Raw genomic sequence first — 12964 nt, forward strand, 5'->3', positions numbered from 1 at the left:
AAGAAGATAGAAAGTAAAGAAAGTGAATTGGTAAAACTAGCAACAATCGAATTACTACAGAACTGGAAACACTTTATAAATACAATAACTTCTGATAATGGGAAAGAGTTTGCGCAACATCAAGAGATCAGTTCGGCACTTGAAATAGATTTTTTCTTTGCCAACCCTTACAGCCCTTGGGAACGTGGTGCAAATGAAAATCTAAATGGATTAATAAGACAATACATACCCAAATCATCATCATTTGATGAAATAACTCCAGAGAGAATTATAGAAATACAAGAGAAATTAAACAATAGACCAAGAAAAAGATTTAATTTTGAAACACCTAATTATATGTTTAATCAAAAAGTTGCATTTATAACTTGAATCCTGCATGATAAATCCTTTCACTGACGAATATTTTATGAAAAAAGCTTTGCAGGAAGCCGAAATGGCTTTTGAAAAGGGCGAAATTCCTGTTGGCGCTCTAATTGTCATTGATAATAAAGTCATTGCCAGAAGTCATAATTTAACCGAATTACTTCATGACGTTACGGCTCACGCCGAAATGCAATCCATTACTGCTGCTGCGAATTATCTTGGCGGAAAATATTTAATGGGTTGTACGCTTTACGTGACATTAGAACCTTGCCAGATGTGCGCCGGCGCTTTATACTGGAGTCAAATTTCGAGAATTGTATATGGCGCCACCGATGAAAATCGCGGTTTTGTAAAAATGGGAACGCAATTGCATCCTAAAACTACGGTCGTTTCTGGAATTATGGCTAATGAAGCGTCGGAGTTGATGAAGCGATTTTTTCTGGAAAGAAGGAAGTAATATAATAATCGAATACCCTAGCCCAGATAGAAGTGAAAATTCTTTCTAATCCTGAACTTGTTTCAGGATCCTGAAACAAGTTCAGGATTAGAAAGAATTTTCACTTCTATCTGGATTAGCTCCTGAAAAAAAGAGCAAAAAAAAACTCCTCAATTTCTTGAGGAGTTTGTTATTTAATCTATGACAGCATTTTCTTTTTTGTCGTAGAAATGATATTCTAAATACGTGTAAGCATCACGAGGTATGATTTTCACCCACTTTTTATGTTCAAGAAACCATTTTGAACGTAATGATGGAAAACCTTTGGTAAGGTATGCGGCCACAAACGGATGTACATTAAGCACAACATCTTTGTGGTTTTTTAATACTCTTTCCAGATCAAAAGCGATTTTATCAATGATTTGAATTGGCGCTTCAATTTCGCCACTTTCATTGTTTGGATCTTCTTCTCTGGTCTTAATATTTACTTCTGGTCTTACTCTCTGTCTTGTAATTTGAACTAATCCAAATTTACTAGGAGGTAAGATCTTGTGTTTAGCCTTATCGTCGCTCATTTCTTCTTTCAAGAAATCGAACAAAACTTTACGATTTTCAGGATTTGACATATCGATAAAATCTACTACGATGATTCCGCCCATATCACGAAGACGTAATTGTCTTGCGATTTCGGCAGCTGCAATCATATTTACTTCCATGGCTGTATCTTCCTGGTTGGTAGCTTTATTAGAACGGTTTCCGCTGTTTACGTCGATGACGTGCAAAGCTTCGGTGTGTTCGATAATAAGATACGCCCCTTTACTCATGGATACTGTTTTTCCAAAAGAAGTTTTGATTTGTCTCTCTATGTTGTATTTCTCAAAAATAGGTGTGTCTTTTGATTGATAAAACTTAACGATTGATTGTTTGGATGGTGCAATTTCTTGCAAATAATCCTTTGTTTGGTTGTACAACTCTTCGTCATCAATTTGAATACCACTAAAGGTATCATTGAATACATCTCTTAATATTGAAGAAGCTCTGTTGAGTTCTCCCAATACTTTAGACGGATGATGAGCAGTTGGTAATTTTTTACACATTGCAGTCCATCTGCTAAGCAGGTTCTGCAAATCTTTTTCTAATTCGGCTGTATTTTTGCCTTCGGCTACTGTGCGAACAATAACACCAAATCCTTTTGGTTTGATGGATTGTACTAATCGTTTCAAACGGTCTTTTTCTTTTTTGTCTTCTATTTTTTGTGAAATAGAAACACGGTCAGAAAACGGAACCAAAACTATAAATCTTCCGGCAAGAGAAAGCTCGGCGCTGATTCTTGGTCCTTTGGTAGATATAGGTTCTTTGACGACTTGTACTAAAACAGATTGATTGGAACTTACTACATCAGTAATGGTACCATCTTTGTCTATTTCTTTTTCAAACTGAAAGGTTTTTAGGGAGAAATCTTTTAATTTACCTGCGCTTACAAGTTTTATGAATTTCAGTTGGGAAGCTAAATTAGGTCCTAAATCGTGATAATGTAAAAAAGCATCTTTTTCGAAGCCTACATTTACAAAAGCAGCGTTAAGTCCGGCAACTGGTTTCCTGATTTTGGCAATAAAAATATCACCAACCTGGAAGTTGCTTTTTTCTTCTTCTTTGTGTAATTCAATTAGTTTTCCATCTTTTAATAAGGCAAAATCTACGGCTTCAGAACTAGATCTAATGATTAATTCTTTATTCACACTGTAAATTTTTTATTTATTCGCCAAAGCGAACAAATGGATTAAACAATATTTTAACAGGTATTGAACCCGGGGAAAATTAGCTGGCAGTTTGCAGTGTTAAGTTGGCAGTTGACTGACTACTAAAAACTGAATACTGATGACTAACTTTCAATTTCAATGAACGTTTAAAAAGAAAAAAGTAGTTTAAAACTACTTTTTCTTTTTGTGACGGTTAGCTCTCGCTCTTTTCTTACGTTTGTGCGTTGCTACCTTATGTCTCTTTCTTTTTTTACCACTTGGCATGTCTTGTCGATTTTATGATTAATATTATTATTTTGCTTCGTTATTTATTTTCACTCCTTCTACAAAAACTTTTGCAGGTTTAAATGCAGGAATGTTGTGTGCAGGAATTTTTATTGTGGTATTTTTAGAAATATTTCTTCCTGTTTTCTCTGCTCTAGTCTTCACTATAAAACTTCCAAAACCTCTTAAATAAACATTGTCTCCAGTTTCTAATGAATTTTTTACTTCATTCATAAAAGTCTCTACAGTTGCCTGTACATCTCCTTTTTCAAGACCTAATTTTTCTGAAATTTTTGCTACGATATCTGCTTTCGTCATTTTCTTTCCTATTTATAATGTTGTACTATTTTTTTGAGTTTGCAAATATAGGAATTTAAAAAACAATTATTCAAGCTAATTCATTAAATTTTAATCACATAAACTTTTACTTTTGCTATCAAATAATTAAAACATGATTTTTTCTAACGTGTTAATACAATGGTATTTACAAAATAAACGCGATTTACCTTGGAGAAATACCACTGATCCGTACCCCATTTGGCTCTCTGAAATTATGTTGCAACAAACGCGTGTTGCGCAAGGAATGCCTTATTTTTTGTCTTTTACAACCGCTTTTCCCACTGTTTTTGATTTGGCGAAAGCCAATGAAGAACAGGTTTTGAAACTCTGGCAGGGATTAGGGTATTATTCCAGAGCCCGTAACTTGCATAAAACCGCGCAGTATATAGCACAGGAATTATCAGGAGTATTTCCAGGCAATTATAATGACTTATTGAAACTGAAAGGGGTAGGAGAATACACCGCCGCTGCCATTGCTTCTTTCTCCTATAATGAGGCCGTTCCCGTTGTTGATGGAAATGTGTTCCGTGTTTTGTCCCGTTATTTTGATATGGATACTGATATTGCTCAGGCTTCCGCCAAAAAAGAATTTGCTGCTTTGGCTTTCGAACTGATGCCAAAAGACATCCCGGCAACCTTCAATCAAGCCATTATGGAGTTTGGTGCGTTGCAATGCGTTCCTAAAAGTCCAAATTGCGGCATTTGTGTTTTCAACGAAAGTTGCGCCGCTTTGCAAAAAAATAAAGTCGATCAGTTGCCTGTAAAATCCAAAAAACTAAAAGTGAGGAAACGATATTTTAATTTTCTGGTTGTTGCCGATGAAATGGGAAATACCATTATTCAGAAACGAACGGACAAAGGAATATGGCACAATCTCTATCAATACCCATTGATCGAAACAGAAAAAGAAGAAGATTTTGATTATGTAAGTGAAGCTGTTCAAGGTGATTATTTTAAAGATAATGCTGTCGTAAGTATGTTAGAATACAATGAAAAAAGTATCATTCATAAATTGTCGCACCAACATTTGCATATCAAATTTTGGAACGTAAAAGTAAAAGGCACAATTGAAAACGGAATTGATACTGAAACTTTGAGAACTTTTCCGTTCCCAATTGTGATTCATAATTTTATTGAAAAAGATTTGTAATATTTGTTTGACGAGTGTTTTTTATTCATTTCTTTAATGAATGTTTGGAATTTTATATTTTATGAAATTGCTAGGTATCAATCTTTTAAAATTAATTTAAATAAATAAGAAAAATGAAAGTTACGTATCTACTTTTTTTATTGTCGATTATTGGATATTCCCAAACTGTCACGGTTAATTATGATGAGAAGAACATTTTAAGTAAAGAAAACCTAGAAGCAACTCCTAAGTTTGCGAGAAAGATGAAGCTAGCTTCCCATAATTATATCATGCAATATCAAGACGGTATTTCTTTATATAAAAATAGTACAGAAACTAAAAACATAGAAAAGATTGAAGATGGTGGTTTCGAAGAACCTGAAGCACAGTACAATTTAACCAATTATTTCATAGAGAAATGGTATTATAAAGATTTCAATAAGAATGAGCTGTTATTTAATTTTTATAATGGTAAAAATTTTTATGGGAAAGACAGTTTACTCAAATGGGATTGGAAAATCACCAACGAGACTAAAGAAATTCTTGGTTTTAAATGTAAAAAAGCAACGTCAAATGCTTTTGGTTATTTTTTTATAGCTTGGTTTACGGAGGATATTGCCATCAATGCCGGACCAGAAAAATTCGATGGACTTCCTGGGCTTATATTGTATGTTGATACTGCATATCATGAAACTCACGCTACTGCATTGAAAATTGAAAAAACTCCGATTGAAATAGTAAAACCGGAAACACCTAAAGAAACCATTACTATGGCGCAAGTTGAGAGTTATGTCAAAGTTAAGGTCAGTGAGTTTAATTCAGGACCTAAAACTACCACTGAAATTAGAGGGAACAGCACAATTACCAGAATAAAAATTTCCAGCAAAAAGCAGAGTATTGAAGGTCATTAAAGTGTAAAACGTTCCCAATTGTGATTCATAATTTTATTGAAAAGGATTTATAGAGTTTCTAAAAAAATGTATCTTTGATAAAATACCAAATTTTAAAATGAACGGAACATTAAATAAGGTTATGCTAATTGGTTTTCTTGGCGATGATGTCAAAATGCATTATTTTGACGGAGGCAATTGTATTGGAAGGTTTCAGTTGGCAACAAACGAAGTGTATATCAACAAAACCACGAATGAAAAAATTACTTCTACAGAGTGGCATAATTTGGTAGTACGCAATAAAGCCGCTGAACTTTGTGAAAAATACCTTTCTAAAGGCGATAAAATATATGTGGAAGGACGTATTAAGTCCCGCCAATGGCAGTCAGAGGACGGAAGCACAAAACACACCTCTGAAATTCAGGTAACCGAATTTACTTTTCTTTCCACAAAAAAAGACAGTGAAAACAACAAACAAATTCCTGCAGCTGATATTGTTAAAAACACTAATTTTGACCCGGAAAATAATGTCTTGCCTATTAATGACTTGCCATTTTGATTGTTTAATTAATCTTGACTAATTTGGACCCAGAGCCCAGTTTATTTTTTGCTTACGTTATTGATACTAATGTAGTATTTGGCTTTACAGGAATAGTTATTTTGCTGTTTTGTTCCGCTTTAATTTCAGGTGCCGAAGTAGCCTTGTTTTCGTTGTCACAAAAAGACATTGACGAAACGCTGCAAGAAAACAACTCTAAAGGGAAACTTATTGCTGCACTTTTAGAAAAACCAAAAAAACTCGTGGCGACACTTCTTGTTGCTAATAATTTCATCACTATTTCGGTAGTATTATTGTTTTCATTTGTTGGGAAAACTATTTTTTCGGCAGTAACAGCACCACTTTTAAAATTTATTCTGGAAGTACTGACCGCGACTTTTTTAATTTTATTATTCGGTCAGGTCTTGCCAAAAGTATACGCCAGTAGAAACAATAGAAAGTTTGCCAAATTGATTGTGTATCCAGTTGCTTTTTTGGACAAATTGCTTTCGCCAATAAGTTTACCCATGCGCGCTGCAACAATTTATCTGCATAATAAATTGGGAAAGCAAAAAACAAATTTCTCCGTAGATCAATTATCACAAGCCTTAGAATTAACAGCTTCGGATCAAACTTCTACCGAAGAGCAAAAAATTTTAGAAGGAATTGTAAGCTTTGGAAATACCGATACAAAGCAAGTAATGAGTCCCCGAATCGATATATTTGCTTTAGAAATAGACGAATCCTTCTCTGTTATTTGTCCTAAAATCATAGAAAAAGGATTTTCCAGAATTCCAGTATATCGAGACAATATAGACCAGATAGAAGGCGTTTTGTATGTCAAAGATTTGCTTCCGCATATTAACACGAATGAATTTGACTGGAAATCATTGTTGCGAGAGCCTTTCTTTGTTCCTGAAAATAAAAAACTGGACAATTTGTTGAAAGATTTTCAGAGTATGAAAAGCCATCTCGCGATAGTCGTCGACGAATATGGAGGAACTTCCGGTTTGGTATCACTTGAAGATGTTATTGAAGAAATTGTAGGTGATATTAGTGATGAATTTGACGATGAGAATATTAATTTTTCGCAAATTGATGATAAAAATTACCTTTTTGAAGGGAAAATAAACCTCAAGGATTTTTATAGAATAATTGATGTCGATGAAGAATTATTCGAAATAAAAAAAGGAGAAGCTGAGACATTGGCTGGTTTTATTCTTGAAATTTTAGGAAATTTTCCAAAAAAAAATCAGAGAATTTCATTTGAAAATTGTCTGTTTACAATAGAAGCCGTGGATCAAAAGCGGGTGAAGCAAATAAAAGTAACAATTGAATAATCCTTCCCCTAGCCGCCTTCGAAGGAAAGGGAATTCTTGTGGCATACGATTCTTTAAAAAAATAAAAGATTAAATAAATTTAGAATAGAAATGTTTAAAAAAATAATCACTTTTTCGGCAATAGTAATAATGTCATTATTGAGTTTCAGTTGTAAAGATGATGTCTTGCCAAAACCCTCCAGCCATCTTCGACTGGATTATCCGGAAGCTAAATATGTAAATTTCGCAAATGAATGTCCTTTTACTTTTGAAATGAATTCGGCTGCCATTATCAAAAAAGAGACGGATTGCGGTTTTACCATTACGTATCCAAAAATGAAAGCAACTATTTATCTTACCTACAAACCTGTTGCGAAAAATATTAAAGAACTGTTGCGGGATGCGCAAAAATTGACTTTTGAACATGTGATAAAAGCGGACGATATTCTGGAACAACCGTATTTGAATTCCGATAAAAAAGTGTACGGTATGTTTTATCAGGTAGAGGGAAATGCGGCCACCAACTCACAGTTTTATGCTACTGACAGCACGCGACATTTTGTGACAGGTTCCGTTTATTTCTATGCAAAACCCAATTATGATTCTATTATGCCGGCGGCGAGTTATATCAAAAATGACATGCAGCGACTGATGGAAACCTTGAAATGGAAATAATAACACTATAAATTTTCAACAAGCAATATTTTTTTATAATCATACAAGACATTTAATTACAAATAAGCGTGTAAATATTAGAGACAGTGTTTTCTTAAATGACTTTGACTTTCTTGTATAAAAAAAGCATTCGGTTACTGGCGAATGCTTTTTTTGGCAATTTAAAAGGCTGAATTACGACTTCATATTTGAGACTTTGTATGTTTTACCGTCTGCGGCGGCTTCGACAACTTTAGTCAATTTTTCTGGAGTTTGAATCGTTTTGTCAAAAGTTACAGTAGCTAATTTTTTTTCAAAATCTACCGTTGCTTTCTGAACGCCGTCCAGTTTGGTTAAATCCTCTTGTATCGTTTTGGCACAACCCACAGCGCATGTCATTCCTTCCACAGAGAAACTCGCTGTCTGAAGATTGGCAGCTGCAATTTTCTTCGGCTGTTCGCTATCGCTCGGGTCTTTTTCGATTTTTAAAGCTTCTGTAGTTGCTGTTTCTTCTGGAATCATTTCCGTTTCTTTTTCTTTACAGCCTACAAATGAAATACTTGCAAGTACTAGCGTTAGGATTGATTTTTTATAATTCATTATAATGTAGATTTAAAAGATTAAAAGCATGTTTGTATCTCACAAAATTAATTAAAAAAAGAAAGACTAATTCATAAAATAATTACAATTTTGGGGCAAAATTATTTTTATGGAATCAAAGCAGTTAAAATGGTTGTACTTGATAGTTCTCGCCTTGGTGTGGGGAAGTTCATTTATACTAATAAAAAAAGGATTAATTGGCTTAACGGCTTTACAGTTGGGATCGTTGCGAATCATTTTTGCCGCTGTTTTTTTAATATTGATAGGATTTAAAAGTTTGTCCAAAATTCCGGCACATAAATGGAAATACATTGCTTTAACATCTTTATTCGGGACATTTATACCCGCTTACTTGTTTGCGATTGCACAGACTGAAATTGATAGTTCTGTGAGTTCTATTTTGAATTCGCTAACTCCTTTGAATACATTAATTCTTGGCGCTTTAGTTTTTGGACTGCAATTCAAAAGAAATCAAATTTTTGGAATTCTAATTGGTTTATTAGGAAGCGCCTTGTTGATCTTGAACGGTGCCATGCATCATCCTGAACAAAACTATTATTATGCTATTTTAGTTCTAATAGCGTCGATATGCTACGCGGTGAATGTGAATTTAATCAAAAAATATTTGCATGATTTGAGTCCGCTGAGTATTACTACAGGGAATTTTATGGTATTGTTTTTTCCGGCATTCATAATCTTGTTTTTCTCCGGTTTCTTCGAAATAGTAAATGATGTGAAAGTGCAGGAATCGATTATGTTTATAATGATTCTTGGGGTTGTGGGAACCGGAATTGCGAATATTTTGTTTTTTAAATTGATCCAAATGTCTTCACCAGTTTTTGCTACTTCAGTAACCTATTTGATTCCTGTTGTTGCTTTTTGCTGGGGATTATTAGACAATGAAATGCTTACGTCAGTGCAGTTTTTTGGTGCCTTTATTATTTTAATCGGAGTATATTTATCATCGAAGAAGTAATGATTAATTTGAAAAGTTTAAATAGCATAAAAAAAATAAAGGCTGTCTAAAAAATAGACAGCCTTTATTCACTCATTCAAATTTTGATTATTGAAAATCAGCATCTGAAACACCTTCATTAATTTTTACATCAGACATTTTTATATCCAATTCAAAACCCACATTTTGTATGATATTAAAAGGAACTTTAACTCCTTTTACTTCTTTGTAATCTGCATAATTTGTAGTTTGTGTGATGCTTTTACCGCCTTGTTCAACTACTTTAGATTCGGCTAATTTCAAACCGGATGCTACGTCATAAAACAAAGTAGTTTTTCCGTTTTTAACAGCATAAGCGTCTTTTCCGTTAATAGACTCAATAGTTTCTAAAGTTAATCCTTGTTTTTTAGAAAGAGATAATTCTTCAAATGGTGTTGCAGCCGCTTTCATGTCTGTTAGCATTGTTCCTTCGATGTTTTGGCGCTGTCCTTGTTGCATTACGTAAGCTCCTTTTTCATTTACTACTTGTTTCATTATGCTCATTGTTCCCATGGCTAATTCAACCATAAGTTTTCCTTTAGCATCAATTTTAGAAGTAAAATTTAATGGAGAAGGCGCTTGTGGAATTGTTGTAGTTCCGATCATTGCGATTGTTTTTACAGCCGAAGCTGCTTTTTCTCCACCAATAACTTTGATGTAATTGTCAATAACGCTTTTTGCAGTAACTCCAGCTGGAACCGATTTTTTGAATTCAGGTTTAGCGGTTGGAGTTCCGTATTTATCAAAGTACGATACAGGGAATTTCAATTTTTCTAAGCTAGGAGCTACATCAGCTGCTTTTCCTACAATTACAATTCTGCTGTTGTCAGCTAAGAAATATTTATTGGCAACTCTTAAAATGTCATCTGCTGTTACAGCGCTGATATTTTTGATGTAATTTTCGTAAAAATCAGCCGGTAAACTTTGCGTTTGAATTCTCAAAGCATATCCTGCTACCGTTTGTGGTTTTTCAATTTGCATTACAAATCGTCCAATGTATCCTGCTTTTACGCTGGCTAACATTTCGTCAGTCACTTTTTCAGTTCTGATTTTTTTGAATTCTTTGAAAATTTCAACAACCGTACTGTCTGTTACTGCATTACGAACTTGAGTAGAAGCAGTGAAACTAGAAACGCGTTTGTCTCCGTAAATGCTAGTTCTAGCGCCATACGTCCATCCGTGAGCTTCTCTTAAGTTCATATTAATGTAACTGTTGAAATCACCTCCAAGGATTTGGTTTGCTATCAAAACGGCAAAATAATCAGGATCAGTCATTTTAAGTTTCGAAATATTCCCTACCGAAACTTCTGATTGAACTGCATTCGGCATATCAATAAAGTTGATTTGTGTAGCCGAAACATCTTTTGGATCGTTGTAAGAAATAGAAGGAGCAGCTGCTTTTTTCCATGAACCAAAGAATTTCTCTACCATTTTTTTTGTTTCTTTGAATTTTACATCACCAACAATAATTAGGTAAGCGTTACTTGGAACAAAATAAGTATTGTAATTCGCTTTTACATCCGCAAGTGTTACATTTTTCAACGTTGCTTCGCTTACATATTCGCCTGCGGGATGGTTTTTTCCATAAGTCAAAACACTTATAACTCTTGCTGCTACTGCTGAAACGCTTTTTTCATTTGCTTTGAGTCCTTCAATAAGTTTTGTTTTTTCTTTGTCAAATTCCTCTTGGGTGAAGTTTGGGTTCAATGCACCATCAGCCATTAATTCTAAAACTCTTCCAGAATATTTAGATAATGCGCTTGCAGAAGCACCATTAGAACTAAAATTAATGTTGGCTCCCAGAAAATCCACTTCTTCATTGAAAGCTGTTTTAGAAATTTTAGTTGTGCCGCTTCCAATTAAAGTACTGGTCATGTCAGCAACTCCTTTTTTGTCGCCTTCTGCATACGGATCATTGTCTAACGTAAGACTAAATGATACTCGCGGTAATTTATGGTTTTCTACCACCATAACTTTCAAACCATTTTTTAATTCAAAGGTTATCGGTTTTCCAATTTTTACTGTTGGAGCGACTCCGGGTTTTGGCTGAGGGATGATTTGTCCTTGCATGATTACTGTTAAGAACAAGCTTGATAAAATTAATATTGATTTTTTCATAATGATATATCTTAGTTTTGAGCTTTGTCTTTAGATGGAACGTAATCCAAAACTAATCTTTGGTTTGGATTTAAATATTTCTTGGCAATATCTCTGATTTCTTCACGAGTGATGGAATGGTAGATTTCGATTTCGGTGTTGATTAAGTTTACATCTCCATATAACAAATGATACGAAGCCAAGTTGTCAGCAATACCGTCAATGGTCGAGTTGCTGTTTACATATTGATTTTCGAATTTATTTTGTAATTTTTGTAAGTCTTTTTCAGAAAGTAATTCAGTTTGAAGCTTTACAATTTCCAAGTCGATTTCAGCAAGAATATTTTCAGCAGTGTTTGGAGCTTGTGGCAAACCGTAAATGATGTAACTTCCGTAATCTTCTTGGCTATTACTAAAAGCGCCAATCTGTAGGGCCATTTTCTTGTCGTCAACTATTTTTTTGTATAATCTTGAGCTTTTTCCATCGCTTAAAATAGATGAAATCATGTCTAGCACTCTTGCATCTCTGGTTTTCATAGACGGCGTTCTGTACGCTGCTACAATTGCAGGAATTTGGATGTTAGCATCTTCAAATTTTGCTCTGATGGTTTGAGTAATTGGTTCTTCAACAAATGTTTCTCTTTGAATAGCAGCTCCTTTTTTTATAGGTCCAAAATATTTTTGAATCCATTCCTTGGCTTGTTCATTTTTGAAATCACCGGCAACAATCAAAACAGCATTATTCGGAATGTAAAATTTCTTGTTGAAAGCTTGGAATTCTTCTAATGTTGCAGCGTCTAAATGGCTCATAGAACCAATAGTTGCCCAACGGTATGGGTGTTTTGTGAAAATATTCTTTTTTACTTCCGCCAAAAAGTTTCCGTAAGGCTGATTGTCAACACGCAGTCTTTTTTCTTCTTTCACCACTTCGTTTTGAGTATTAACACCAATTTGATTGATTACTGGATGCAACATTCTTTCTGCTTCCATCCACAAACCTAATTCTAGGTTGTTAGAAGGGAAAACTTCATAATAATATGTTCTGTCATCAGTAGTGTTCGCATTATTTACACCACCGTTTCCGGTCACAATCTTAAACCATTCACCGCGTTTGATATTTTCGGTTCCTTCAAATAACAAATGTTCAAAAAAGTGAGCAAAACCAGTTCTCTCCGGATTTTCGTCTTTGGCACCCACGTGGTACATTACTGATGTAATAACAGTAGGAGCAGATGGATCGTTGTGCAAAATTACATGCAGGCCATTGTCTAATTTGTATTCCTCAAAAGCTACTTTCTGCGCTGAAGCGACTCCTCCTAGCATAAACAAAGCACCTAAAGCCATTAATGAATTTTTCATAAGGTTAATAATTTTGTTAATATGTTAAGTTAGTAGGGGATTTAATTTTTTGTTACACAAAAATCATTTTGGCTTGGTAGATTTAACATTAGTTCATCAAGATGTTTCATATAAAAGCTTTAAAAAGTCAATGAAATATAGAATTGTGACGTAAAGAATATTTTTTTTCTTCAACAGATTGCGAGGTAAATATTTAATTGTATATTTGCAACCTTAAAAATTA

Annotated in this window: 13 protein-coding genes; 8 read left to right on the plus strand and 5 right to left on the minus strand. The window is 34.1% G+C overall.

The annotated features are described in order from the left end of the window. Together ACP7AV_RS03595 and ACP7AV_RS03600 are read left to right on the plus strand one after the other, a co-directional pair. Positions 1 to 369: IS30 family transposase (locus ACP7AV_RS03595; protein ID WP_426090799.1), on the plus strand; the 369-nt coding region annotated here is incomplete at its 5' end. Between the two features lie 7 nt (positions 370 to 376). After that, complete coding sequence (locus ACP7AV_RS03600; protein WP_426090800.1) at positions 377 to 820, plus strand: nucleoside deaminase; 444 nt, start codon at positions 377 to 379, stop codon at positions 818 to 820. A 173-nt stretch (positions 821 to 993) separates the two neighbouring features. Here the strand turns inward: ACP7AV_RS03600 and ACP7AV_RS03605 are convergent, their stop codons facing one another. Together ACP7AV_RS03605 and ACP7AV_RS03610 are read right to left on the minus strand one after the other, a co-directional pair. After that, complete coding sequence (locus tag ACP7AV_RS03605; protein ID WP_426090801.1) at positions 994 to 2538, minus strand: Rne/Rng family ribonuclease; 1545 nt, start codon at positions 2536 to 2538, stop codon at positions 994 to 996. Positions 2539 to 2850: 312 nt separating this feature from the next. Continuing rightward, positions 2851 to 3141 (minus strand): HU family DNA-binding protein, encoded by a 291-nt coding sequence (locus ACP7AV_RS03610; protein ID WP_016989051.1) that lies wholly within the window; start codon positions 3139 to 3141, stop codon positions 2851 to 2853. A 133-nt stretch (positions 3142 to 3274) separates the two neighbouring features. Here ACP7AV_RS03610 and mutY point away from each other — a divergent pair, with 133 nt between their 5' ends. The 5 genes from mutY to gldD all read left to right on the plus strand — a co-directional run bounded on the left by mutY (position 3275) and on the right by gldD (position 7713). Beyond that, positions 3275 to 4312: an A/G-specific adenine glycosylase gene (gene mutY / locus ACP7AV_RS03615; RefSeq protein WP_426090802.1), complete on the plus strand. Its 1038-nt coding sequence runs from the start codon at positions 3275 to 3277 to the stop codon at positions 4310 to 4312. Positions 4313 to 4425: 113 nt separating this feature from the next. Continuing rightward, on the plus strand, positions 4426 to 5202 hold the full coding sequence (locus tag ACP7AV_RS03620; RefSeq protein ID WP_426090803.1) for a GLPGLI family protein: 777 nt from the start codon (positions 4426 to 4428) through the stop codon (positions 5200 to 5202). Positions 5203 to 5299: 97 nt separating this feature from the next. After that, a complete protein-coding gene (locus ACP7AV_RS03625) occupies positions 5300 to 5740 on the plus strand; it encodes a single-stranded DNA-binding protein (RefSeq protein ID WP_426090804.1) in 441 nt (146 codons plus the stop codon). 23 nt (positions 5741 to 5763) lie between these two features. After that, complete coding sequence (locus tag ACP7AV_RS03630; protein ID WP_426063063.1) at positions 5764 to 7059, plus strand: gliding motility-associated protein GldE; 1296 nt, start codon at positions 5764 to 5766, stop codon at positions 7057 to 7059. A 90-nt stretch (positions 7060 to 7149) separates the two neighbouring features. Further along, the gene (gene gldD / locus ACP7AV_RS03635) at positions 7150 to 7713 is read left to right on the plus strand and encodes a gliding motility lipoprotein GldD (protein ID WP_426090805.1); all 564 of its coding nucleotides are present in this window, start codon (positions 7150 to 7152) and stop codon (positions 7711 to 7713) included. A gap of 174 nt (positions 7714 to 7887) precedes the next feature. Here gldD and ACP7AV_RS03640 read toward each other — a convergent pair whose 3' ends face one another. Continuing rightward, entirely contained in the window at positions 7888 to 8292 is a 405-nt protein-coding gene (locus ACP7AV_RS03640) for a heavy-metal-associated domain-containing protein (RefSeq protein ID WP_426090806.1), read from the minus strand. A gap of 109 nt (positions 8293 to 8401) precedes the next feature. Here ACP7AV_RS03640 and ACP7AV_RS03645 point away from each other — a divergent pair, with 109 nt between their 5' ends. Next, positions 8402 to 9268 carry a DMT family transporter gene (locus ACP7AV_RS03645; RefSeq protein WP_426090807.1) on the plus strand — a complete coding sequence of 289 codons (867 nt, stop codon included), beginning with the start codon at positions 8402 to 8404 and terminating at the stop codon, positions 9266 to 9268. A gap of 87 nt (positions 9269 to 9355) precedes the next feature. Here the strand turns inward: ACP7AV_RS03645 and ACP7AV_RS03650 are convergent, their stop codons facing one another. Both ACP7AV_RS03650 and ACP7AV_RS03655 read right to left on the minus strand, forming a co-directional pair. Beyond that, entirely contained in the window at positions 9356 to 11404 is a 2049-nt protein-coding gene (locus ACP7AV_RS03650; RefSeq protein ID WP_426090808.1) for an insulinase family protein, read from the minus strand. Between the two features lie 11 nt (positions 11405 to 11415). Beyond that, entirely contained in the window at positions 11416 to 12741 is a 1326-nt protein-coding gene (locus ACP7AV_RS03655; protein WP_426090809.1) for a M16 family metallopeptidase, read from the minus strand. Positions 12742 to 12964 lie beyond the last annotated feature (223 nt).

Origin of the sequence: Flavobacterium sp. DSR3-2 (assembly GCF_049896525.1) — a bacterium.
GTDB lineage: Bacteria > Bacteroidota > Bacteroidia > Flavobacteriales > Flavobacteriaceae > Flavobacterium.